We start from the raw sequence: 22,793 nt of genomic DNA on the forward strand, positions 1-22,793 counted from the left end.
CTGTTTTAGAGTAGCTTTTTTTGTTAAAAGTGTAATGTAAATCGTTTGGTTTTTTTTAGTAAATTTGAGTAAACCAGACATTTATGATTAGCTATACCACTGCTCTTTTGTACGCTATTCCGTTTTTTATGCTTTTAATGGCTCTAGAAATAGGTTACGGATATTTTGTTAAAAAACAAATGTATACAGTATTGGATACTGTTTCTAGTATAAGTTCTGGGTTTACAAATATTATAAAAGATTCTCTAGGGATAGGACTATTAATTGTGTCTTATCCTTTTTTAGTTAAACACTTAGCACTATTTAATATTGGTAACTCTTGGGGTGTTTGGCTCATTGGCTTTTTATTTATTGATTTTGCTGGTTATTGGAATCATAGGCTGAGTCATAAAATTAATATTTTTTGGAATCAACACGTAATTCATCATAGTAGTGAAGAGTTTAACTTGTCTTGTGCATTACGTCAATCAATTTCTAATTTAGTTGGTTATGTGCCTTTATTATTGCTTCCAGCAGCTATTTTGGGTGTCCCAGAGCAAGTAATTGCTGTTTTAGCGCCATTGCATTTGTTTGCTCAGTTTTGGTATCACACAAGGCATATAGGTAAGTTGGGTTGGTTAGAGTATGTTATTGTAACGCCTTCTCAGCACAGAGTACACCATGCAATTAATTCAGAGTATATAGATAAAAATTTAGGTCAAATTTTTAGTTTCTGGGATCGTCTTTTTGGTACATTTCAAGAAGAGTTAGATGAAGTTCCGCCTCAATACGGAGTTTTAAAACCTGCTGCGACATGGAACCCTTTACATATAAATTTTCAGCATTTTTTGCGTTTAGCTAAAGATGCTTGGCATACAAAAAATGTGTGGGATAAAATTAAAATTTGGTTTATGCCAACAGGTTGGAGACCAAATGATGTTAAACACAAGTATCCTATTGATATTATAGAAGATGTTTATACTTTTGATCGTTATGCAACAGAAGCTTCTAAGTTATTTAAGGGGTATGTTATTTTTCAAATGTTTGCTACTTTAGGACTAATGCTTTTTTTGTTTTATAATTTTGAAAGCATAGGTTTTACAGCAGCTTTGCTTTATGGAAGTTTTATTTTTGTTGGTATTTATGGGTATACTACCCTAATGGATAGAAAAAAATATGCATTAACTATTGAGGTAATTAGGTGTATGCTGGGTGTAGCCTATTTAATAATACAAAATGGTTGGTTTGGAATGCAAGTATATTTTAAGGGGGCAACAAGTGTTATGTTGAGCTATTTTTTAATAACTATAGCGGCAACAATATATTTTACATTGTTAGAAAAAGAATTTTTTAATAAAGAGGTTGTAGTATAGTTATTCTTTAATTCTAATTTCTTTCTCTACTAATTTTATGTATTTTTTCATTGCCTGTTTAGGCGATAAGTTTTTAGCTTGTATTAAAGCATTTGCTTTAAAAGCATTAATAAGTGGAGTTCTACTTCCTGGATTGTCAAAGTTTTTATGAGCTATACGGTAGTAAGCATACAGCTTTAAAAGTAAATCTGCAGGCAAAGGTTCTGTATAGCTATTAACGTACTCTACAGTCTCTAAAAATTCTTTATGTAGCTCTTCATTAGTCATCCTGGCTTGGTAAGGTAGCAATACAAGTTTTTGCTCCAACAACTTTTTGGTTTAATTTAACAGTAACTACGGTATCTAGTGGTAGGTAAACATCTACTCTAGATCCAAATTTAATAAAACCAGCATCTTCACCTTGGTGTACACTATCGCCAACTTTAGCGTAGTTTACAATTCTTTTTGCCAATGCACCAGCAATTTGTCGGTATAAAATATCTCCAAATTTAGGAGTGTTTATTACAACTGTAGTACGTTCATTCTCTGTACTTGCTTTTGGGTGCCAAGCAACTAAATATTTTCCAGGGTGATATTTAGAGTATTTTATAGAGCCAGAAGCTGCATACCTTGTAACATGTACATTAACTGGAGACATAAAAATAGAAATTTGCTTGCGTTTACCTTTAAAATATTCAGGTTCTTCTACTTCTTCAATAACAACAACTTTACCATCTACAGGGGCTAAAATGTCATCAAAAGTTTTAACTACTTTTCTTTTAGGGTTTCTAAAGAATTGTAATATCAATATTAAAAAAACTAATGCAGCAACTTGCAAACCTAATCTTAGCCAGTTTAATGTAACAAAATATTGAGCAGATATAACTGCTGCAGCTACTAAAATAAAGGTAATGATAATAATTTTTTGTCCCTCTTTATGAAACATGTGAAAATATAATTAATGTTAAAAATGCAAATGGTGCAGCAAAGACTAAACTGTCTAAACGATCCCAAATTCCTCCGTGTCCTGGTAATATTGCTCCGCTATCTTTTACTTTAGCTTTTCTTTTAAATTTAGATTCTATTAAATCGCCTAAATTACCTGTTACAACTATTACGGTTGCTAATATAAGCCATTGTATAATACTTAAATTAGTTTCAAAGATAGAAATAATATACGCAGCAATTAAGGCAAATACTAATCCGCCTGCTGCGCCTTCAATAGTTTTTTTAGGAGAAACCGAAGGAAAAAGTTTGTTACGTCCTAATTTACGGCCAACTAGGTAAGCAAAACTGTCATTTACCCAGATTAAAATAAAAATTCCCATAATTAATATTTTTTCAAAACCACCACCTCTATAAGGTATCATAGTTAAAAAAATACATCCACCTCCTAAAAATAATAGTCCGGTTAGGAATTTCTCAATTGGAGAAAAAGTTTTTTCTTTTTTAGAGAGTAAAAAGTATAGTAGTAGAACGTCTGTTATTAAAGTTGCAATAAGTAGTAAATTAATAACCCATTCATCTTGTATAAAATAAATAAAAGTCCACCAAAGTGCTAAATAGGCAACAAATACATAGTAACCTTTTAATTTTACTATACGTTTATACTCAAATAAACAAGCTAAACCAAATGCCATAAATAAAAAATCGAATGCATCTGAGTTTAAAAATACAGCCGATAATAAAAGTAATACGTAAATAATACCTGTTATTGCTCTTTTATAAATTTCTTTCATACTTATAAATCTTCCATCAAGATAAGATATAAGTTTTTAGCTGTACTTCCGTAAGATAAAAAATCTTCTTCTTTTATATTAGACTGAAAATGTTTTATGGTGGTGATGTTTGCAGGGATTCTGCCTTGGTATTTCTTTTTTATGCTTTTTAAGCCATCTCCTAAGCTAGCGGTAAGCTGACTTGTAGTTGCGTAAACAATAAAATTATCTGGTAGCTCATTCATCTTTCTTTCTTTTAATTGGTTAGAAGAAATTAAGATAGATCCGTTTTGAGCTATTAAATGCTCGCAGGTTGTAAAGAATACCGTACTTTTTTGAGCAGATTTAGAAAATGTAATATGCTCGTTAGTAAATTTTTTTTCTAATCTGTCATCTAAAGAAAAGAAAGAACTGTTTTGCCAGTCGTTCTCTTCCATTATATTTTTTAATGCAGATGAAATTTCGTCATTAGAATCGCAGTAAATAAATTTACCGCCATTTTTTTTAAAATATATGGTAAACTTTTCGTCTATAGGTAAATCCAGTTCTGGCATATGAACACCACGGTTCTCTGCGGGTACATCCGAACTCTTTTTTTTACTGGTTCCAAAAAGTTTACCAAATATGCTCATTAAAATTCTTAAAATTTATACTATATACGTACTATTCTTCCTCCGAAGACTTAGTAGTAGCGTCTTTTTTTGCTTCTTCCTCTGCATTTTCTCTAACATCTTTAGCAAAAGGTCTCTTTCCAAAAATCTTTTCTAAATCATCTTTAAAGATAACTTCTTTCTCTAATAAGCGTTCTGCTAGCTCTGTAAGCTTGTCTTTGTTTTTGTCTAAAAGCTCTATAGCTCTTACGTATTGCTCTTCTATTAATTTAGAAATTTCTTCATCAATAATACGAGCAGTTTCCTCACTGTATGGCTTAGAGAAACCATAAGAGTCATTACCTGAAGAATCGTAATACGTTAAGTTACCTATTTTGTCATTTAAACCATAAACAGTAACCATACCTCTTGCTTGCTTGGTTACTTTTTCTAAATCACTCAAAGCACCAGTAGATATTTTGTCAAAAATAACTTTTTCTGCAGCACGTCCACCAAGAGTAGCACACATTTCGTCTAACATTTGCTCAGAACGAACAATTAAGCGCTCTTCTGGTAAATACCAAGCAGCTCCTAATGACTGTCCTCTAGGTACAATAGTAACTTTTACTAATGGCGCAGCATGCTCTAGCATCCAACTTACAGTTGCGTGGCCTGCTTCATGATAAGCAATAGTTTTCTTTTCTCCTGGAGTAATTATTTTGTTTTTCTTTTCTAAACCACCAACTATACGGTCAACAGCGTCTAAGAAATCTTGTTTATTAACAGCTTTTTTCTCTTTACGAGCAGCAATTAATGCAGCTTCATTACAAACGTTAGCTATATCTGCACCAGAAAAACCTGGAGTTTGCTTAGCTAGGAAATCTAAATCTAGCGTTTCTGCCGTTTTAATTGGCTTAACGTGTACTTCAAAAATTTCTTTACGTTCTCTAATGTCTGGTAAGTCTACATAAATTTGTCTGTCAAAACGACCAGCTCTCATTAATGCTTTATCTAAAACGTCTGCACGGTTTGTTGCTGCCAATACAATAACATTTGTGTTGGTGCCAAAACCATCCATTTCTGTTAGTAATTGGTTTAATGTGTTTTCTCTTTCATCATTAGAACCTGTAACATTGTTTTTTCCACGGGCTCTACCAATAGCATCAATCTCATCAATAAAAATAATTGCAGGAGACTTGTCTTTTGCTTGTTTAAATAAATCACGTACTCTAGATGCCCCTACACCAACAAACATCTCTACAAAATCTGAACCAGATAAAGAGAAGAAAGGTACTTTAGCTTCACCAGCAACGGCTTTAGCTAATAATGTTTTACCTGTACCAGGAGGGCCTACTAATAAAGCTCCTTTTGGTATTTTACCACCTAAAGATGTATATTTTTCTGGGTTTTTTAAGAACTCAACAATTTCTTCAACTTCTTCTTTAGCACCTTCTAAACCAGCAACATCTTTAAAAGATGTACGTGTGTCTGTTTTTTCATCAAACAGCTTTGCTTTAGATTTACCAATATTAAATATTTGACCACCAGCACCGCCGCCGCTACCACCAGACATTCTACGCATCATAAATATCCAAATACCTATGATTAGTACAAATGGTAGTAAAGTAAATAACAAGTTTTCAAACGTGTTAGATTCTTTTTCGCTGTCTATAATTGTATCAACATTATTTAATGCTTTTGCATCTTTTACTTCTTTTTCAAAAATTTCTAAAGAAGCATAGTTTACAACATAGCTAGGAGACTCTGTTGGATTTAAGGAGAAACTAGGTTTAGAAACAGGCTTGTGAGAGTCCTTTTTTAAAGCTTCCTCTGTTAAGTATACCTTTGCATAACCTGCATTAGATATAATCATTACCTTTTTAACATCACCGTTTTTTATATATTCTAATAAATCTGATGTTGTTTTTTTACTAGTTGATGATAAACCATCACTACTTAAAAATTGAAATCCTATAATTATAACTACTAAAATACCATAAATCCACCATGAGTTAAATTTAGGTTTAGTAGGTTTTGTGCTATTATCTTTTGCCATTCTTATTATTTACTGGTTATAACTACTTTCTATTGCGGTAACTTTTGCGTCTCCCCAAAGGCCTTCTATGTCATAGAAATCTCTTATTTGTTTCTGGAAAACGTGTACTACAACATTAACGTAGTCTAGTAAAACCCATTCAGAATTATCTGTGCCTTCTACGTGCCAAGGTTTATCATGTATGGCTTTACTAACGGTTTTTTGGATTGAGCCTACTATTGCATTAACGTGCGTATTAGAGGTACCGTTGCAAACTATAAAATAGTCACAAACAGTATTTTCTATTTCTCTAAGGTCTAGTAAATTTATATCGTGCCCTTTTACTTCTTCAATTCCTTGTAAAATTAAAGCAATAAGTTCGTCTGCACTAGGTGTATTTTTTTGCATTCAAAAATTTTAGATTATACAAAGTTATTGTTTTTTTGTTTTTTTAACTATTGTTTTTAACATAAGATTGCAGAATATTATTATAATCTACATATGCAGATAATCAAACTTAATGCCACCAACTCTACAAATGAGTATTTAAAAGAGTTAATTGTATCTACCTCATTAGACGATTTTACTGTGGTTGCGGCAGAAAAACAAATACAAGGTCGTGGGCAAATGGGAACACAATGGCTTGCTGAACCCGGTAAAAACTTAACATTTAGTGTTTTAAAAAAAAGTGAAGGTTTAGAGGTTGCAGATCAATTTTTGTTAAATATGTGTGTTTCTTTAGCTGTTTTTGAAGCCTTAAAAGAATTAAATATACCAAATTTAGCTGTTAAGTGGCCTAACGACATTCTGTCAGCTAATTCTAAAATATGTGGAATTTTAATTGAAAATATACTGACTGGCAGTAAAATACAGTCATCTATTATAGGAATTGGGTTAAATGTAAATCAGCTAGAATTTAACAATTTGCCCAATGTATCTTCTTTAAAGTTACTTAGAGGAGAGACTTTTAATTTAGATGAAGTATTAAGTGGGATACTAACTAAGTTGAAAAAGTATCTAACTGCAGATTATTTAAATAGTCCAGACGCATTACGTGCTTTATATCAGGAAATAATGTTTAGGGTAGATAAACCATCAACTTTTAAAAGTAAAGAGGGAGAGTTGTTTATGGGCTTTATAAAAGGAGTATCCTCTAGCGGAAGATTAATAGTTCTACTAGAGGATAATATTTTTAAAGAGTATAACTTAAAAGAAATACAATTACTTTATTAAATAACACTTAGGTTGTCTGATAAGGTATCTATAAATTTAGTAATAGGCCCTTTTATCATCATAGCCATCATTGCATTAAATTCGCCTTCAAAACTAAGAGTAACTTCTGTTTCTGCTGCTGCAATGCTATTAATATCTGCAGTTAAAGTAAACGGAAGTTTGTCACTAGCGGCTCCTAATATTATTTTATTATTAGGATGTTGCTCTTTTAGTTTTAAAACTATTTCTGGCATTCCTTTAAGAGCAAAAAGAAATTTATCTTCACTTAATACCTCAAATTTACTAATGTTTTCTGGCATTAACTGTTCAAAGTTTTTAATATCAATTAAAAAATCAAAAACTTCTTTGTCGCTTTTATTTACTGTTTTTTTTGGAGCTTCTATGTGCATAATATTATGGTTTCCAAACTGCTGGGTTACTTTTCCACTGCAGTAATGTGTTTAATTGTTCTTCTTTAATGTAATTAGTGTCAGACGCCTGTTGTATTAAATTAGGGTAGTCACTAAGTGTGTGTAATTCTATATCCTCAGTTTTAAAGTTTTCGTCTGCAACATTAAATCCGTAGGTAAAAATAGCTACCATACCTTTAACATTTGCTCCGGCCTCTTTTAAAGCCTTAACAGCATTTAAACTACTTTTTCCAGTGCTAATTAAATCTTCAATAACCACAACGTTTTGGTTAGGAGATAATTGACCTTCTATTTGGTTTTGTCTTCCATGAGACTTTGGTTCTGGTCTAACATATACAAACGGAAGTCCTAAGTACTCAGCAACAAGCATACCAATACCAATAGCACCAGTAGCTACACCAGCAATAACATCTGGTTTGCCGTACAGTTCTTCTACTTGCTTAGCCATTTCTTCTCGTATGTAGTTACGAATTATAGGATAAGATAGAATAATTCTATTATCACAATAAATTGGAGATTGCCATCCAGAAGCCCACGTAAAAGGATTTTCTGGTTTCAACTTAATTGCATTAATTTGCAATAGAAGTTCGGCTGTTTTTTTTGCAGTGTCTTTATTTAAAACCATAGCGCAAATGTATAAAGTTTTTGTGAATGAATTGCCCTTGATTTTGACAAATAAACTGTCAGATATAGCAGATAATAAATATTTTTTGTTAAATGAAGAAGCAATTAACGAGGCAATTAAGGCCTTGTCTAAGAATAAATTGCCAAAGGCATACATCTACCACCCTAATAAAGAGGAGATTTTAAAAAAATTCTCTAAAAAAATACCAATAGTGGTTGCTGGTGGTGGCGTTGTAACAAATAAAGAGGGTAAAGTGCTTTTTATTTATAGAAATGACAAGTGGGACTTGCCTAAAGGTAAGCTAGATAAAGGCGAAACTATAGAGCAATGTGCTATTAGAGAGGTTGAAGAAGAAACAGGTGTACAAGGTTTAAAAATTGAAAACTTGTTGAAGATTACCTACCATATTTTTAAGCGAAATGGGAAGTACAAGTTAAAAGAGGTGCATTGGTTTGCAATGAAAACCTCATATAAAGGAGAGCTTACTGGCCAGCTTGAAGAAGGTATAGAGAAGGTAAAATGGAAAGGCCCAAGCAAAATTGCCAAGGCCTTAGAAAATTCTTATGCTAATATTAAAATACTGTTTGAAGAGTAATTTTAATTACTCTTCAATAATTTATAAATAGGGTATTGCAAATGCGCTTTTTCATAATGAGCAGATTTTTTGTGCAACCAGTCTAATTGTGCATACCAATTGTTTGCAAAACCTTCATCTTCAGTTTTTATTTTATCAAACTCTGCTTTAAGAGCCGGATTGTTTTTTAACAATTTAGCAGCTACGTCTTCAAAAACATAGGGAGAAAAGCCTTCTTTTTGCTGTAAAATAGTATCAAAAAAATTCCAATTAAAAAATGAGTCAACTGCTTCTGGTTCTAATGTTTCTAGTATGTAACGTAAACCTGGTTGGTTTGTAGGTACATAATAATCGCCCTTTAAAAATTGTACATTTTGCATACTACTAGTAATAGTTGTGTTGTTATGTGGGTAGTGACCTTCATAAGCAGATTTACGTGTTTGGTAATCTTTAATCCTGTAAGATGCAACGTTTATAATGGTGTCTTTTTCTAGTTGGGTGTAGTTTATTTTGTTAACCTCTAAAAACGGAATCACTTTTTTCCAACCTTTAGGAATAATATATGCTTCTGGTATGGTAACAAACTTGGTAGGTTTTATGTAATTTTTATATTCTACCTCTTTTGTAAACGGTCTAGACCTGTCGTACTTTAGTCTTGTAAGTCCAGTAACTTCACTCTCTATAAAATCTGCCTCATACCCTTTAAAGTTTAGAGTAGATGTTTTAGTGGTGTCTATTGTGTATTGTATAGGGTAAGTTGTTTTTTCTTGGTCTGCTAAAAAAGCATTTGATCTTAATTCTTTTATTTTTTTATGATCTTTTTCAGATATGTCTATCATTTTTTGCATTAGATAATACGTACCCATAACTCGCTTTTTATAAGGTTTAAGCATATGGGTTTCTACCATTAACCCTAGGGTGTTCCAAAGCGTAGTATAACCGGTTGAATATCTAGGATGGTCCATAAATTGAGAAAAACCTTTTTCAGGAACACTATTAAAAACGTTTACATATGGCGTTATAGGCCAATTAATTTCTTCTAGTGAAGTTTCTAAATTTGGCATCATCTCTGTATGAAGATAATTACCCAGATCGCCACCTAATTTGTTATGTTGTGTAAATAAATGTGTTAATGTATATTGGTAATCGGCACCATTACTAACGTGGTTGTCAATAAAAATATCTGGTTTTGTTAAATGAAAAATCTCTGCAAAAGTTTTTGCATTCTTGGTATCGTTTTTTATAAAATCTCTGTTTAGGTCATAATTTTGCGCATTACCTCTAAACCCGTACTCTTTAGGTCCGTTTTGGTTGGTTCTAGATGTAGAGTTTCGATTTAGTGCGCCTCCAATGTTATAAATAGGAATGGTGGTTAATACTGTTTTTCTAGGAGCACTAATTTTATTTACTACTAAATCTCTAAAAAGGAGCATTGTAGCATCTATACCATCACTTTCACCAGGGTGAATACCATTATTAATTAATATAACTGTTTTATCCTCCAACTTATTAAAATTAAATTCTCCGTCAGGATTATAAGTTACTAAATGCAGAGGAAGGCCGCTATCTGTTTCGCCAATAGTAAGCACGTTTATTTGTGGAAACTCACGAGCAAGTTCTAAATAAAAATCTATAACCTCTGTATAAGTAGGTGTTTCTAATCCGTTGCTAGTTTCAAAAAAAGTCTGAAAATCTTTCTCCTTGTCTTCTGGTTTATCGCTACAAGCAATAATGCATAGCAAGCTAAAAAGACCTATAATTTTTTTCATTTTAAAAATTGATTTTTTGGTTTAATAAGGGGTGGTTTTGTATTTATAAAACTCTAACTGTATCTGGTACTAAGCTGGTATAATCACCATTGTTTCTAATAACATCGCGCACAATAGATGAGCTTATATAAGATTTGCCAGAAGAAGTTAGTAAAAATACGGTTTCAATTTCTGATAATTTTCTGTTGGTGTGTGCAATGGCTTTTTCAAACTCAAAATCTGCAGGATTACGCAGACCACGTAAAATAAAATGAGCGTCTACTTTTTTGCAAAATTCTACCGTAAGCCCTTCATAGGTCATAACTTTTATTTTTGGCTCATCTTTAAAAGCTTCACTAATAAATTGCATACGTTGTTCCAGGGTAAACATGTATTTTTTATCAGCATTAATACCTATAGCAATAATTACTTCATCAAAAAGTGTAATACCTCTGTTAATAATATCTGTATGGCCTAAAGTTAAAGGGTCAAAAGACCCAGGGAATATGGCACGTTTCATAGTAGTGGTTTTTATTTTAATGTAAAAATGTATTAAGTTGTATAGCAGATTTTTACGAACGCTAAAGTTAGTTAATTTATCTTAATGCCTCTGTTATAGCACTCTCAAACAATTCTGGTAAAGATATTCCTGCTGCTGCTGCTTGCTGCGGTAAAATACTTTCTTCGGTTAGGCCAGGTGTAGTATTCATTTCTAACATATATGGCTCATTGTCTACAAAAATAAATTCGCTTCTGGTATAGCCTTTCATTTTTAAAATCTTGTAAATTCTTTTAGTTATATTACTAACTTTTTCTTCTTGCTCCTTGGTAATGCGAGCAGGTGTAATTTCTTGTGATTTGCCCTCGTACTTGGCTTCGTAATCAAAAAAATCGTTCTCTGTGGTAATTTCTGTAATTGGTAAAACTTTTGGTTCGCCATTATAAGTAATAACGCCAACGGAAACCTCTGTGCCATCTAAAAAAGCCTCAATAATAATTTCATCATCAGCTTGGTACGCATTTTCAATTGCCTTTGCTAAATCTTCTTTTTTGTGTACTTTAGATATGCCAAAGCTACTACCAGCTTTGTTAGCTTTTACAAAGCAAGGTAGTCCAACTGTATTTATAATTTCTTCTTCTTTTATAACATCACCTTTATTTAAGTAATAAGAAGCAGCAGCTTTAATGCCATAAGGTTTTAATGTGCTAAGTAAATCTCTTTTGTTAAATGTAAGTGCGGCTTGGTAAAAATCACATGCTGTTTGCTTAACTCCAATTAAGTTAAAATAAGCTTGTAGATAGCCATCTTCACCAGGTGTACCATGAATAGCGTTAAACACACAGTCAAACTTTATTTTTTGTCCATTTTCTTTAATACTAAAATCACTTTTATCTACAGGAGACTCTATATCATTAGCATTTACATAAACCCATTTTTCTTTTAATATATGAATTCTATATAGGTTAAACTTGTTAGAGTCTAGGTATTTGTAAGCAACGTTTCCGCTTTTTAAGGATATTTTATACTCGTTAGAGTAGCCTCCCATTATAATGGCAATATTTTTTTTCATGGTAAATTAATAAGGGTCATTAATGCTAATAACAAATATCATTTTTTTAAATTAAAGAAAAAAGCATTGGGTTTTATATATTTGTGCGATAATATTATAGTTATGCGAAATTTTTTCAACTTTTTAAAAAGTAAAACATTAATAATACAATTAGGTATTGCACTAGGAGTAGTGGTTGTACTGGTGTTTGTTGCTTTGCAATGGTTAAAGTCTACAACAAATCATGGTGAATTTGTAGAGGTGCCAGATTTTTCTAAAATGGCAGTCTCTCAAATGAAACACGAAATAGATAAGGTAGGATTACGTTCTCAGGTATTAGATTCTGCAAATTATAACCCTAATTACCCAAGGTTTTCTATTATTGAACAAAATCCACCAGCAGGTAATAAAGTCAAAAAGAATAGGAAAATATATTTTACAGTAAACCCATCTGGATATAAAAAAGTATCTGTACCACAAGTAATACAAAAAACAAAGCGTAATGCTACGTCTATGTTACGTGCTGTTGGTTTAGATGTTTTAAAGGTTACCTATGTAGACAATATAGGTGAAGATATGGTACTTAAAATAAAGTATAAAGGAAAACAAATTAAAGCCGGAGATAAATTACCAAAGACCTCTAAGGTAGAGTTGGTTTGTGGTAACGGTAACCACTAATAATAGTAAGCAACATAATATATGACTGAAGAAATTGGGCCACAAGCCAATGAAGATGAGCTTTATGAGCACCATAAAGTAGTTGCTTCTAAAGGGCAAGAGCCTTTACGTATAGATAAGTTTTTAATGAATTTTATTGAAAACGCTACACGTAGTCAAATACAAAAAGCAGCAAAAGATGGCCATATTTGGGTTAACAATGTGGTGGTTAAACAAAATTATAAGGTAAAGGCAAATGATGACATACGTGTTATGTTTACGCATCCGCCATATGAGTTTTTACTACAAGCAGAAGATATTCCTATAGACGTTGTTTATGAGGATGATGTGCTTATGGTGGTAAATAAACCCGCAGGTATGGTTGTGCATCCAGGGCACGGAAATTACTCTGGAACTTTAATTAATGCTTTGTTACACCATTGTAAAGATGAATTGCCAAACAATAGTAGTGATAGGCCAGGTTTAGTGCATAGAATAGATAAAGACACGTCTGGACTTTTAGTAGTTGCCAAGACTGAGGCAGCAATGACGTTTTTATCTAAACAGTTTTTTGATAAAACATCAGAAAGGGAGTACGTAGCTATTGTATGGGGTAATGTTGAAAATGACGAAGGTACTATTGAGGGTAATTTAGGTAGACATCCAAAAAATAGATTGCAAATGCACGTTTTTCCTGATGGAGACGAAGGAAAAGAAGCAATAACTCATTATAAAGTTATAGAACGTTTAGGGTATGTTACGGTTATTTCTTGTAAGCTAGAAACTGGAAGAACACACCAAATTAGAGTGCATATGAAGCACATAGGGCATACATTATTTAATGATGAGCGCTATGGTGGAGAGCGTATTTTAAAAGGAACAACCTTTACAAAATACAAACAGTTTGTAGAAAACGCATTTAAGATATTGCCAAGACAGGCATTACACGCAAAAACACTTGGTTTTGTACATCCAGTTACAAAAGAACTTATGCAGTTTAATACAGAAATACCAGAAGATATGGCAAGTGTTATAGAAAAGTGGAGGCATTACGCTAAGCATTCTCAATAACATTAGTTTTTACTATACTAGTATTTAAAATCTCTTTTAGAGTTTGTGTAATAACATAAAAATGATGTTTATTTTTATACCAAATTAAAAATAAGATGAAGATTGTTATTTCGCCAGCGAAGTCATTAGATTTTGACTCTAAATTGCCAACAGAAGAATTTACAGAGCCTCAGTTTTTAAAACAAGCTAAAAAGCTAAATGAGGTTCTTAAAAAGAAATCGCCAAAGGCTATATCTGAGCTAATGGGTGTTTCTGATAATTTGGCACAATTAAACTGGCAACGTAATCAAGATTTTACAATTCCTTTTACTGTAAAAAATGCAAGACCTGCTGTTTTTGCTTTTAATGGAGATGTGTATCAAGGTTTAGACGCGTATTCTTTACAGGAAGATAAATTAGCAATTTTACAAGATAAATTAAGAATCTTATCAGGTTTGTATGGCGTTTTAAGACCGTTAGATTTAATGATGCCTTACCGTTTGGAAATGGGTACAAAAATGCCGGTAGATACAAATAAAAACCTACACGAGTTCTGGAAAAAAGATGTAACAGAGTATTTAAATTCAGAATTAAAAGAAAATGAGGTTTTTGTAAACTTAGCTAGTAACGAATATTTTGGTGCAGTAGATAAAAAAGCATTAAATGCTACAATTGTTACTCCAGTTTTTAAAGATTGGAAGAATGATAAGTTAAAGGTAATAAGTTTTTATGCCAAAAAAGCAAGAGGTTCTATGGTGCGCTATATTATAGACACTAATGCAGAAACTTTAGATGATATTAAAAACTTTACCACAGATGGCTATACTTTTAGTGAGGAGTACACTGAAAAAGAGAATATGCCAGTTTTTATTAGATAATAATATCTTTAAAATTCCGTTTTTTACAGTAGACAAATAAATGTTTCCTATGAAAAATAAAATTCTATTTCCTTTACTTGTATTAGTGCTAACTATTTTTAGTTGTGATGATAGGGATGACAACCTTGAAGCTGTTAATATTAGGATAAAAAATGTTAGTGAGGTAAATTATGATATGGTGCAAGTAAATGGAGATGCAGAAAATGTGCATACAAACGTTGCTTCAGGAGAAGTGTCTGAGTATTTTGAGTATGAAACGGCATACGCATACGCTTCAATTTTGATAGAAGCAGATGGTGAAACATATACATTGCAAGCAATAGATTATGTAGGAGAAACACCTTTGCCGCTAGGTTTTTATACTTATGAGCTTAATGTTGTAGAAGAAAATAACGGAGTAGAACTAAAATTAGTGGTTGACTAATTTTAGTTTTGCCTTTGTTTTTGAATATTCTCAGCAATTTTAATAGCTAAAGCTCTCTTTTTAGAAAGTAACTTTTCTATCTCAGATTCAAGAGCTACACGTTGTTTTTCTAATTCTACAGCTTCTAATAATAAAGCATTATTTTTTAATTCTATATCAGAAGAAACGGTGTTAATGCCGTTTTGAGTAAAAATGTCTAATGCGGTAATTGTATTTTCAACATCTAACAGTGCTAGTTTAGCATAATGTCTTCCTAAATCCCAATCTTTAGGTGTTGCAGCTTTATCAATATTTTCTAATCCACTTAAAACCGAATTTTTAGCATCGGCACAATCACACTCTTTCATTAACTTTTTGGTTTTTTCAAGAGCAATAAAAGCTTTATTTGCATAAAATTTTTGGTGATCAAAATTATCAGCTTTTAAAGATTTTTTAGCATAATTAAGTGCGTATGAACTTGCGGAGTAAGCATTATCGCAATTAGAAGTAGTTGTGCTTGTAAAAGATGTTGTTATTACAAGTGATATTAATACAAATGTACTTTTAAGCATATCCTGGGGGTTGGTTTTGTTTGTAACTTGTTATTACAAAGTTGGTTTTTTTTTGGTTTTTATTAAAAGTTATGTGGTAAACATAAGCAAAGTTGTGGTGTAAATGCCCTTTTATGTCGGTTTAACTGTAACTTTTTATAGATAAAAAGCATAACTGGTTGGTTTACTTCTTTTTATCTGGACTAATTTTTTCTTGTAATGTTGGTTGTTTTTTAATTTTTCGTTTTCTTCTTGCACCGTAAGTGCCATTTATTATTTTTCCTCTTTTAGATTTCTTATCTCCTTTTCCCATAGTTTTTTTTAATTCTCTTAAAAGGTACTAAAATTATAAGAGAAAGTCAAGCTAAAAATAAAAACTACCAAGAATTAAATATGCAGTGTATTATGCTTATTACTTATTAAATAATTGTAATATAGGTAAAATAGTGATAATATGATACGAAATAACCCTGTTTTGTAAAATTTTAGTATTGTTAAAAACGCTTAAATAAAGTACCTTTGAAAACAGGGAATAAGGAGGTGATTTTGTTAAATTATTCTGAATGTGTTTGAGTAGTTTTATAAAATTATTGGAATTAATTAGTAAACACTAATAAATATAGTAATAAATGAAGATTAATAAGGTTTTAGTAGCAAATAGGGGAGAAATTGCAATCCGTATTTTTAGAGCTTGTGTAGAAATAGGCATTAAAACGGTTGGTGTATACACCTATGAGGATCGCTATTCATTGCATAGGTACAAAGCAGATGAATGTTACCAAATAGGAGAAGATCATGAGCCTTTAAAACCATATTTAAATATAGATGCTATAATAGAGGTAGCTAAGGAAAATGGTGTAGATGCTATTCATCCTGGTTATGGCTTTTTGTCTGAAAATGCAGAGTTTGCTCAGAAATGTGCAGACAATGATATTATTTTTGTTGGTCCAAAGGTGTCAGTACTAAAGTCTTTAGGAGATAAAATTACTGCAAAAGAGGTAGCGGTTGCTAATAATGTTCCTGTTATACAAAGTAGTAATAAAGATTTAACAGATGTAAGTATAGCTATAGAAGAAGCTAAGCGTATAAGTTATCCTGTAATGTTAAAAGCTGCTTCTGGCGGTGGAGGCCGTGGAATGCGTGTTATACGTTCACAAGAAGAATTAGAAAAAGCTTTCCCTGAAGCCCGTAGAGAATCTTTAAATGCATTTGGAGACGATACTGTTTTTCTTGAAAAATTTGTAGAAAACCCAAAGCATATAGAAGTACAAATAGTTGCAGATACACACGGTAATATGGTGCATTTGTATGAGCGCGATTGTTCTGTGCAAAGACGTTACCAAAAAGTAATAGAATTTGCCCCATCTATAGGTTTGCCGCAAGAAACCAGAGATAGCTTATATAAATATGCAATAGATATTTGTAAGGCTGTAAATTATAATAATATAGGTACAGTAGAGTTTTTGGTAGATGATGATGGTAGTATTTACTTTATAGAAGTTAACCCAAGAATACAAGTAGAACATACGGTAACAGAAATGATTACCAATATAGACTTGGTTAAAGCACAGTTGTTTATTGCCGGTGGTTACAAATTATCAGATCAACAAATAAAAATACAAGACCAAGATTCTGTAAAAATAACTGGCTATGCTTTGCAATGTAGAATTACTACAGAAGATCCTGCAAACGATTTTAAACCAGATTATGGTGTAGTTACAACTTACAGAAGTGCTTCGGGTTTTGGTATTAGATTAGATGCAGGTAGTATTTACCAAGGAGTACGTATTTCTCCATTTTTTGATTCTATGCTTGTAAAGGTTTCTGCTATTAGTAGAACTTTAGATGGTTCTTGTCGTAAAATGCGTAGAGCTTTGGCAGAGTTTCGTATTAGGGGTGTAGAAAGTAATATGGCGTTTTTAGATAATATTCTTAAGCACCAAACTTTTAGAGATGGTAAGGTTACGGTTAACTTTATTAAAAACGAACCCTCTTTGTTTGAGTTTGTGGAGCCAAGAAACCGTGCTAATAAATTAATAGAATACTTAGGTGAAACTATTGTAAATGGTAATCCAGATGTAAAAAAGAAAGATCCAAATCACGTTTTTTCTAAACCAAAGGTACCTTCTTTTGAAAAAATGAGTTCGTATCCAAAAGGAACAAAGGACTTGTTAACAGAGCTAGGGCCAGAAGGTTTTGCTACGTGGTTAAAGAATGAGAAAAAAGTACATTTTACAGATACTACAATGCGAGATGGTCACCAAAGTTTGTTGGCAACTCGTATGCGAACTACAGATATGCTAAAAGTATCTGAAGGCTATGCTAAAAACTTTCCAGAAATATTTAGTATGGAAGTTTGGGGTGGTGCAACCTTTGATGTTTGTTTGCGTTTTTTACAAGAAAATCCATGGGAACGTTTAGCATTACTTCGTAAATCTATGCCAAACGTATTGTTGCAAATGCTTTTACGTGGTTCTAACGGCGTTGGTTATACGGCATATCCAGATAATTTAATCGAAAAATTTGTTGAAAAATCTTGGGAAACAGGGGTAGACGTGTTTCGTATTTTTGATTCGTTAAATTGGATGAAATCTATTGCTCCAACTATAGAGCACGTACGTAATAGAACAGGTGGTTTAGCAGAAGGATCTCTTTGTTATACAGGTGATATATTAGATCCAAAGAAAACAAAGTATGATCTTAAGTATTATATTCAATTAGCAAAGGATATAGAAAATGCTGGTGCACATATTTTAGGAGTTAAAGATATGGCTGGTTTGTTAAAACCAAACGCTGCGTTTGAGCTTATATCGGCCTTAAAATCAGAAATAAATATACCAATACACTTACATACACATGATACATCTTCTATACAAGGAGCAATGTATTTAAAAGCTATAGAAGCAGGTGTAGATGTTGTAGATGTGGCACTAGGCGGATTGTCTGGTTTAACTTCTCAACCAAACTTTAATTCTCTAGTAGAAATGTTACGTTTTCACGAACGCGAAAATAAATTGGATACAGATAAGTTAGCAGAATACTCTAACTATTGGGAAACTGTACGTAATTATTACTATACGTTTGAGTCTGGACTAAAATCTGGTACAGGAGAAGTATATAAGCATGAGATTCCTGGAGGACAATATTCTAACTTAAAAGGACAAGCAATTGCTCTTGGTTTAGAGGATAAGTTTCCTGATGTAACAAAAATGTACGGAGAAGTAAATCAGCTTTTTGGAGATATTATAAAAGTAACGCCTAGTTCTAAAGTAGTAGGTGATATGGCGCAGTATATGATTAGTAATAATTTAACTGTGCAAGATGTTTTAGAAAAAGGAGATTCAATTTCTTTTCCACAGTCTGTAATTAGTTTCTTTAAAGGAGATTTAGGTCAGCCTGTAGGTGGCTTTCCAAAAGAGCTTCAAAAAATAATTTTAAAGGACCAAGATGCATATACAGAAAGACCAAATGCGCATTTAGAACCTATAGATTTTGATAAAGAGTTTAAGTCTTTTAAACGTAAATTTAGAAAAGGTATGGGTAGAGATTTAGAAATGACAGATTTCTTGTCTTACAAGCTATATCCAAAAGTATTTACAGATGCTTATAACAACCATGTTAAATATGGTAATGTTATGAATATACCAACAAAGAACTTCTTTTATGGTATGGAAGTGGGTGAAGAAATTATAGTAGAGCTAGATCGTGGTAAAAACGTGCTAGTATCATTAATGTTAAAAGGCGAACCTGATGAAAACGGAAACGTAAGCATATTCTTTAAAATTAACGGACAGCTACGTAATGTTATGGTTAAGGATAAGGCAATAAAAGTTGTTAAAGCTCAAAATATTAAAGCTGATAAAGAAAATGATAAAGAAATAGGTGCTCCACTGCAAGGTTTATTATCTAATGTTTTAGTTAAAAAAGGAGAAGAGGTTAAAAAGAACCAGCCTTTATTTGTAATTGAAGCTATGAAAATGGAAACTACCGTTACCGCAACAGCAGAAGGTGTTGTAGATAAAGTGCATTTGTCTGGTGGTTCCTTAGTAAATTCTGATGATTTAGTACTAGTGCTTAAATAGCTCTATATAGTAACTATTAAAAATAGTAAACACCATTCTTCTTGCTGTAGAAGAGTGGTGTTTTTTTAATTTTTATCTAACAAAGTGTATTACTGTAATAAATAATTATGAGTTAACACGTATAAAATATAAGCCCTAAAATCTATTCTTAGACTTTAGGGCTTATATGTAATTAATTATTTAGTATTTAAAATCTATATCCAATACTTAAACCAGCACGTACGCCAGCCCAAGGACCATCTAAATCTATTTCTGCGCCATTAGCATCAACTTTATACTCTGTATCTACTAAAGGAATATCTGTGTCTTGTAAAGTTTCTAATAATGCATCTTGTTCGTTCTGAGATAAAACTCTAGATGACACACCTTTTAAATTTCCATTACTAGATCCAATATGCGGACCAGCAATCCACCAGTCTAAAACAAGGTTACTTCCTAAGTTAAACTGAGATCCAATTAATAAGCCAAAAGTACTCCCTTTAATAGTACCGCTAGTAGTTAAAGTTTCTGTTCCACCACCATCTGCATCATAGCTAAAGTTCACATTTTTAAAAGTGTATTTAGATGCTCTAAAAAATGGAGCTAAATAAAAGCCTTTTCCATATCCTTTTTTTCCTGTATAAATACGTACTTCTGGTGTAAAACTAGAGTAGCTCATTTTACCATTGTTAACAATGTTAGACAAGTCATCATCTTCGTCTTCATCAACAAAAGAACTTCCAAAAGGAATACCACCTTCAGGTATTGTACCATAAGATAATGCAACAGAAAAAGTTTTGTTTAAAACTCTTTCGTACTGAAACTGAAAGTTTCTAAAGACCAAACTTGTTAAACTAAGTTTAGCAATGTTTTTTTTGTCCTGATACTCTAAAGTAGACTGTTCTTCATTATTAGCTTGTTCAGTAGGTTCTAATTCTTGTGCATACGTAAAACACGTAACAGATAAGAATGTAGTAAGTAGTAAAATTTGTTTTTTCATTATTTGTTTTTAAATTGATTAAATAAAACTATTTCCGTAGGAAATTATTGTAATAATATGACTTTATTTTTTAAAATTTTACTTTAAATTACTACTAACGTATTTTTTTTGTAAAAAAAGAAAAGCCTTGAAAATCATAAAGATCTCAGGGCTTTTGCATATAAAAACTAGTGGGGTTATTTCTTATTTTGCTGATCCTTAATGGTTTCAGAATCAATATCAAACTTGTTAGTGTTTATATTGGTGTTCCCAGTAGGGTTTGTAGGGTTTGTTTGTTTTACTTTTCTTTTTAATCTTTTATCTTCAATAATTCCCATGTCATTTTATTTTTTAAGTTCAAGCTTAATATACAAGATAACTTATAGTTTCTTAGTTAATATACTTCTAAGTCTTTGTTAATGAGTGTTAAATGGCTTTTTGTATATTTTTTACTAAACTATTTAAACCACGTATTACATACTTTACTTTTTGTTAGTTTTGCAGTCTTTAAAATATACAGATGATTACAGTAGATAATATTGCAGTAGAATTTAGTGGAACAACCTTATTTAGTGGTGTAAATTTTGTTATTAATGAAAATGATAAAATAGCACTTATGGGAAAAAACGGTGCAGGTAAATCTACAATGATGAAAATTGTTGCCGGTAAACAAAAGGCTACTAAAGGCAAAGTTAGTTGTCCTAAAGATACTGTAATAGCTTACTTGCCTCAGCATTTACTAGCAGAGGATAATTGTACGGTTGTAGAGGAGGCTTCTAAGGCTTTTAGTCACGTTTTTACAATGAGAGACCGTATGGACTTTTTAAACAAAGAGTTAGAGACAAGAACAGATTATGAGAGTGATGCCTATATGAAGATTATAGAAGAGGTATCTGAGCTTGGAGAGCAATATTATGCCTTAGAAGATGTAAATTATGATGCAGAAGTAGAAAAAGCATTAAAAGGCTTAGGTTTTAGGTCGGAAGATTTTACAAGACAAACAAGTGAGTTTAGTGGTGGTTGGCGTATGCGTATAGAACTAGCAAAAATACTACTGCAAAAGCCAGACTTAATTTTGTTAGATGAGCCAACAAACCATATAGATATAGAATCTGTAATTTGGTTAGAAGACTTTTTAGTAAACAAAGCAAAAGCTGTAATGGTAATATCGCATGACAGGGCTTTTATAGATAATATTACTAATAGAACCATAGAGGTTACTATGGGTAAAATTTACGACTACAAGGCAAATTACTCTCACTATTTGCAATTAAGAGAAGAGCGTAGAGCACACCAAATAAAAGCATATGAAGAACAGCAGAAGTTTATAGAGGACAATATGCGTTTTATAGAGCGGTTTAAAGGAACGTATTCCAAAACAAATCAGGTTACATCTAGAGAACGTATGTTAGAAAAACTAGATATTATAGAGATTGATGAAGTAGATAATTCAGCTTTAAGGTTGTCATTCCCATCAGCGCAGCGTTCTGGAGATTACCCTGTAACTGTTGAAGATTTAACCAAAACATACGGAGACCACACTGTGTTTAAAAACGCAAGTATGTCTATCTCCAGAGGAGAAAAAGTATCTTTTGTAGGTAGAAACGGAGAAGGTAAATCTACAATGATAAAATCTATCTTGGGAGAAATAGAGTACGAAGGTAAGTGTAGTTTAGGGCACAATGTGCAAGTAGGTTACTTTGCTCAAAACCAAGCTTCATTACTAGATCCAGATTTAACTATTTTTCAGACGGTAGATGAGGTTGCTAAAGGAGATTTACGTACGCAAATAAAAAATATTTTGGGTAGGTTTATGTTTAAAGGAGATGATGTAGATAAAAAAGTAAGTGTACTATCTGGAGGTGAAAAAACAAGGTTAGCAATGGTAAAACTATTGTTAGAACCGGTAAACCTTTTAATATTAGATGAGCCTACAAATCATTTAGATTTAAAGTCTAAAGATGTTTTAAAAGAAGCATTGTTAGATTTTGATGGTACTTTAATACTAGTTTCTCACGACCGTGATTTTCTACAAGGTTTAGCAGAAAAAGTATTTGAGTTTAAAGATCAACGTGTAATAGAACATTTTGAAACTATTGATGCCTTTTTAGAACGTAATAAGATTAAAAACATAAAAGACATCGATTTAAAAAAATAGCGATTGTTTTTAATTTTCGATACAAGTCCTAAACATTATATTTAATTATATTGTTTAGGGCTTTTTTTATTGTATAAATTGAATGGTTGTGCAATTTATAAGTTGAATAACACTTTTAATGTTAATTATTTGTTTATGAGTTATTTGTGTGTTTTGTTTAAACTTGTATTAACAATAGTAACTTTTTATTAATACTTACTTAATGTGTGTTAATGTTAGTGTAACATTATTATAAAGTAGCC

At 31.9% G+C, this 22,793-nt stretch carries 24 protein-coding genes; 9 read left to right on the forward strand and 15 right to left on the reverse strand.

Annotated elements, in window-relative coordinates; translation table 11 throughout:
• The first annotated feature begins 83 nt into the window (after positions 1-83).
• Positions 84-1,352 carry a sterol desaturase family protein gene (locus tag AX016_RS07845; protein WP_100895083.1) on the forward strand — a complete coding sequence of 423 codons (1,269 nt, stop codon included), beginning with the start codon at positions 84-86 and terminating at the stop codon, positions 1,350-1,352.
• Here the strand turns inward: AX016_RS07845 and AX016_RS07850 are convergent, their stop codons facing one another.
• From AX016_RS07850 to rsfS, 6 genes are read right to left on the reverse strand one after another with little or no spacing between them, the layout of a single operon-like run.
• On the reverse strand, positions 1,353-1,619 hold the full coding sequence (locus AX016_RS07850; protein ID WP_100895084.1) for an acyl-CoA-binding protein: 267 nt from the start codon (positions 1,617-1,619) through the stop codon (positions 1,353-1,355).
• The gene (locus AX016_RS07855; protein ID WP_100895085.1) at positions 1,612-2,277 is read right to left on the reverse strand and encodes a phosphatidylserine decarboxylase family protein; all 666 of its coding nucleotides are present in this window, start codon (positions 2,275-2,277) and stop codon (positions 1,612-1,614) included. The genes AX016_RS07850 and AX016_RS07855 overlap by 8 nt, the downstream gene beginning before the upstream one ends.
• Positions 2,267-3,070 carry a phosphatidate cytidylyltransferase gene (locus AX016_RS07860; RefSeq protein ID WP_100895086.1) on the reverse strand — a complete coding sequence of 268 codons (804 nt, stop codon included), beginning with the start codon at positions 3,068-3,070 and terminating at the stop codon, positions 2,267-2,269. Before AX016_RS07860 ends, AX016_RS07855 begins: the two co-directional genes overlap by 11 nt.
• 2 nt (positions 3,071-3,072) lie before the next feature.
• Positions 3,073-3,681 (reverse strand): LUD domain-containing protein, encoded by a 609-nt coding sequence (locus tag AX016_RS07865; protein ID WP_100895087.1) that lies wholly within the window; start codon positions 3,679-3,681, stop codon positions 3,073-3,075.
• A gap of 31 nt (positions 3,682-3,712) precedes the next feature.
• Complete coding sequence (gene ftsH, locus AX016_RS07870) at positions 3,713-5,695, reverse strand: ATP-dependent zinc metalloprotease FtsH (RefSeq protein ID WP_100895088.1); 1,983 nt, start codon at positions 5,693-5,695, stop codon at positions 3,713-3,715.
• Positions 5,696-5,704: 9 nt separating this feature from the next.
• A complete protein-coding gene (gene rsfS / locus AX016_RS07875; RefSeq protein WP_100895089.1) occupies positions 5,705-6,082 on the reverse strand; it encodes a ribosome silencing factor in 378 nt (125 codons plus the stop codon).
• Between the two features lie 93 nt (positions 6,083-6,175).
• Here rsfS and AX016_RS07880 point away from each other — a divergent pair, with 93 nt between their 5' ends.
• The gene (locus AX016_RS07880) at positions 6,176-6,907 is read left to right on the forward strand and encodes a biotin--[acetyl-CoA-carboxylase] ligase (protein WP_100895090.1); all 732 of its coding nucleotides are present in this window, start codon (positions 6,176-6,178) and stop codon (positions 6,905-6,907) included.
• On the opposite strand, the gene AX016_RS07885 is transcribed toward AX016_RS07880, so the two are convergent.
• Together AX016_RS07885 and pyrE are read right to left on the reverse strand one after the other, a co-directional pair.
• Positions 6,904-7,296, reverse strand: coding sequence for an orotate phosphoribosyltransferase (locus AX016_RS07885; RefSeq protein ID WP_100895091.1), 393 nt, complete (start codon positions 7,294-7,296; stop codon positions 6,904-6,906). The two genes, AX016_RS07880 and AX016_RS07885, sit on opposite strands and share 4 nt — an antisense overlap.
• A 4-nt stretch (positions 7,297-7,300) precedes the next feature.
• Positions 7,301-7,942, reverse strand: coding sequence for an orotate phosphoribosyltransferase (pyrE, locus tag AX016_RS07890; RefSeq protein ID WP_013620152.1), 642 nt, complete (start codon positions 7,940-7,942; stop codon positions 7,301-7,303).
• A 7-nt stretch (positions 7,943-7,949) separates the two neighbouring features.
• Here pyrE and AX016_RS07895 point away from each other — a divergent pair, with 7 nt between their 5' ends.
• A complete protein-coding gene (locus AX016_RS07895; RefSeq protein WP_100896827.1) occupies positions 7,950-8,537 on the forward strand; it encodes an NUDIX hydrolase in 588 nt (195 codons plus the stop codon).
• 2 nt (positions 8,538-8,539) lie between these two features.
• Here the strand turns inward: AX016_RS07895 and AX016_RS07900 are convergent, their stop codons facing one another.
• The 3 genes from AX016_RS07900 to AX016_RS07910 all read right to left on the reverse strand — a co-directional run bounded on the left by AX016_RS07900 (position 8,540) and on the right by AX016_RS07910 (position 11,835).
• Positions 8,540-10,285: a M14 family metallopeptidase gene (locus AX016_RS07900; RefSeq protein ID WP_100895092.1), complete on the reverse strand. Its 1,746-nt coding sequence runs from the start codon at positions 10,283-10,285 to the stop codon at positions 8,540-8,542.
• A gap of 43 nt (positions 10,286-10,328) precedes the next feature.
• Positions 10,329-10,784 (reverse strand): pantetheine-phosphate adenylyltransferase, encoded by a 456-nt coding sequence (gene coaD, locus AX016_RS07905; RefSeq protein ID WP_100895093.1) that lies wholly within the window; start codon positions 10,782-10,784, stop codon positions 10,329-10,331.
• Between the two features lie 76 nt (positions 10,785-10,860).
• Entirely contained in the window at positions 10,861-11,835 is a 975-nt protein-coding gene (locus AX016_RS07910; protein ID WP_100895094.1) for a D-alanine--D-alanine ligase, read from the reverse strand.
• A 102-nt stretch (positions 11,836-11,937) separates the two neighbouring features.
• On the opposite strand from AX016_RS07910, the gene AX016_RS07915 reads away from it, so the two are divergent.
• The 4 genes from AX016_RS07915 (at position 11,938) to AX016_RS07930 (ending at position 14,823) form a co-directional block, all read left to right on the forward strand.
• Entirely contained in the window at positions 11,938-12,492 is a 555-nt protein-coding gene (locus AX016_RS07915) for a PASTA domain-containing protein (protein WP_100895095.1), read from the forward strand.
• Positions 12,493-12,513: 21 nt separating this feature from the next.
• A complete protein-coding gene (locus tag AX016_RS07920; RefSeq protein ID WP_100895096.1) occupies positions 12,514-13,542 on the forward strand; it encodes an RluA family pseudouridine synthase in 1,029 nt (342 codons plus the stop codon).
• Positions 13,543-13,637: 95 nt separating this feature from the next.
• Positions 13,638-14,399, forward strand: a complete 762-nt coding sequence (gene yaaA / locus AX016_RS07925; RefSeq protein ID WP_100895097.1) for a peroxide stress protein YaaA — start codon at positions 13,638-13,640, stop codon at positions 14,397-14,399.
• A 49-nt stretch (positions 14,400-14,448) separates the two neighbouring features.
• Positions 14,449-14,823, forward strand: a complete 375-nt coding sequence (locus AX016_RS07930) for a hypothetical protein (protein ID WP_157811112.1) — start codon at positions 14,449-14,451, stop codon at positions 14,821-14,823.
• Positions 14,824-14,825: 2 nt separating this feature from the next.
• Here the strand turns inward: AX016_RS07930 and AX016_RS07935 are convergent, their stop codons facing one another.
• Together AX016_RS07935 and AX016_RS07940 are read right to left on the reverse strand one after the other, a co-directional pair.
• Entirely contained in the window at positions 14,826-15,374 is a 549-nt protein-coding gene (locus tag AX016_RS07935) for a hypothetical protein (RefSeq protein WP_100895099.1), read from the reverse strand.
• A gap of 163 nt (positions 15,375-15,537) precedes the next feature.
• On the reverse strand, positions 15,538-15,666 hold the full coding sequence (locus AX016_RS07940) for a 30S ribosomal protein THX (protein ID WP_075695785.1): 129 nt from the start codon (positions 15,664-15,666) through the stop codon (positions 15,538-15,540).
• A 316-nt stretch (positions 15,667-15,982) separates the two neighbouring features.
• Between AX016_RS07940 and AX016_RS07945 the strand changes: the two genes are divergently transcribed.
• Positions 15,983-19,435, forward strand: coding sequence for a pyruvate carboxylase (locus tag AX016_RS07945; RefSeq protein WP_100895100.1), 3,453 nt, complete (start codon positions 15,983-15,985; stop codon positions 19,433-19,435).
• 187 nt (positions 19,436-19,622) lie between these two features.
• Here AX016_RS07945 and AX016_RS07950 read toward each other — a convergent pair whose 3' ends face one another.
• Positions 19,623-20,414: a DUF3575 domain-containing protein gene (locus AX016_RS07950; protein WP_100895101.1), complete on the reverse strand. Its 792-nt coding sequence runs from the start codon at positions 20,412-20,414 to the stop codon at positions 19,623-19,625.
• Positions 20,415-20,590: 176 nt separating this feature from the next.
• Positions 20,591-20,731 (reverse strand): hypothetical protein, encoded by a 141-nt coding sequence (locus tag AX016_RS17290; RefSeq protein ID WP_198519415.1) that lies wholly within the window; start codon positions 20,729-20,731, stop codon positions 20,591-20,593.
• Positions 20,732-20,913: 182 nt separating this feature from the next.
• Between AX016_RS17290 and AX016_RS07955 the strand changes: the two genes are divergently transcribed.
• On the forward strand, positions 20,914-22,551 hold the full coding sequence (locus AX016_RS07955; RefSeq protein ID WP_100895102.1) for an ABC-F family ATP-binding cassette domain-containing protein: 1,638 nt from the start codon (positions 20,914-20,916) through the stop codon (positions 22,549-22,551).
• Positions 22,552-22,793 lie beyond the last annotated feature (242 nt).

It is taken from the genome of Cellulophaga sp. RHA19 (genome assembly GCF_002813425.1).
In the GTDB taxonomy this organism is placed as follows: domain Bacteria; phylum Bacteroidota; class Bacteroidia; order Flavobacteriales; family Flavobacteriaceae; genus Cellulophaga.

Bases quoted from the DNA above. Each gene is read 5' to 3' on its own strand.
- AX016_RS07920 (WP_100895096.1), top strand. From the start codon at position 12,514: ATGACTGAAGAAATTGGGCCACAAGCCAATGAAGATGAGCTTTATGAG.
- AX016_RS07850 (WP_100895084.1), bottom strand. From the start codon at position 1,619: ATGACTAATGAAGAGCTACATAAAGAATTTTTAGAGACTGTAGAGTAC.
- AX016_RS07930 (WP_157811112.1), top strand. From the start codon at position 14,449: ATGAAAAATAAAATTCTATTTCCTTTACTTGTATTAGTGCTAACTATT.
- AX016_RS07860 (WP_100895086.1), bottom strand. From the start codon at position 3,070: ATGAAAGAAATTTATAAAAGAGCAATAACAGGTATTATTTACGTATTA.
- AX016_RS07885 (WP_100895091.1), bottom strand. From the start codon at position 7,296: ATGCACATAGAAGCTCCAAAAAAAACAGTAAATAAAAGCGACAAAGAA.
- AX016_RS07945 (WP_100895100.1), top strand. From the start codon at position 15,983: ATGAAGATTAATAAGGTTTTAGTAGCAAATAGGGGAGAAATTGCAATC.
- AX016_RS07845 (WP_100895083.1), top strand. From the start codon at position 84: ATGATTAGCTATACCACTGCTCTTTTGTACGCTATTCCGTTTTTTATG.
- ftsH (WP_100895088.1), bottom strand. From the start codon at position 5,695: ATGGCAAAAGATAATAGCACAAAACCTACTAAACCTAAATTTAACTCA.
- AX016_RS07900 (WP_100895092.1), bottom strand. From the start codon at position 10,285: ATGAAAAAAATTATAGGTCTTTTTAGCTTGCTATGCATTATTGCTTGT.
- rsfS (WP_100895089.1), bottom strand. From the start codon at position 6,082: ATGCAAAAAAATACACCTAGTGCAGACGAACTTATTGCTTTAATTTTA.
- coaD (WP_100895093.1), bottom strand. From the start codon at position 10,784: ATGAAACGTGCCATATTCCCTGGGTCTTTTGACCCTTTAACTTTAGGC.
- AX016_RS07855 (WP_100895085.1), bottom strand. From the start codon at position 2,277: ATGTTTCATAAAGAGGGACAAAAAATTATTATCATTACCTTTATTTTA.
- AX016_RS07915 (WP_100895095.1), top strand. From the start codon at position 11,938: ATGCGAAATTTTTTCAACTTTTTAAAAAGTAAAACATTAATAATACAA.
- AX016_RS07940 (WP_075695785.1), bottom strand. From the start codon at position 15,666: ATGGGAAAAGGAGATAAGAAATCTAAAAGAGGAAAAATAATAAATGGC.
- AX016_RS17290 (WP_198519415.1), bottom strand. From the start codon at position 20,731: ATGGGAATTATTGAAGATAAAAGATTAAAAAGAAAAGTAAAACAAACA.
- AX016_RS07955 (WP_100895102.1), top strand. From the start codon at position 20,914: ATGATTACAGTAGATAATATTGCAGTAGAATTTAGTGGAACAACCTTA.
- AX016_RS07935 (WP_100895099.1), bottom strand. From the start codon at position 15,374: ATGCTTAAAAGTACATTTGTATTAATATCACTTGTAATAACAACATCT.
- AX016_RS07895 (WP_100896827.1), top strand. From the start codon at position 7,950: ATGTATAAAGTTTTTGTGAATGAATTGCCCTTGATTTTGACAAATAAA.
- yaaA (WP_100895097.1), top strand. From the start codon at position 13,638: ATGAAGATTGTTATTTCGCCAGCGAAGTCATTAGATTTTGACTCTAAA.
- AX016_RS07910 (WP_100895094.1), bottom strand. From the start codon at position 11,835: ATGAAAAAAAATATTGCCATTATAATGGGAGGCTACTCTAACGAGTAT.
- AX016_RS07950 (WP_100895101.1), bottom strand. From the start codon at position 20,414: ATGAAAAAACAAATTTTACTACTTACTACATTCTTATCTGTTACGTGT.
- AX016_RS07865 (WP_100895087.1), bottom strand. From the start codon at position 3,681: ATGAGCATATTTGGTAAACTTTTTGGAACCAGTAAAAAAAAGAGTTCG.
- AX016_RS07880 (WP_100895090.1), top strand. From the start codon at position 6,176: ATGCAGATAATCAAACTTAATGCCACCAACTCTACAAATGAGTATTTA.
- pyrE (WP_013620152.1), bottom strand. From the start codon at position 7,942: ATGGTTTTAAATAAAGACACTGCAAAAAAAACAGCCGAACTTCTATTG.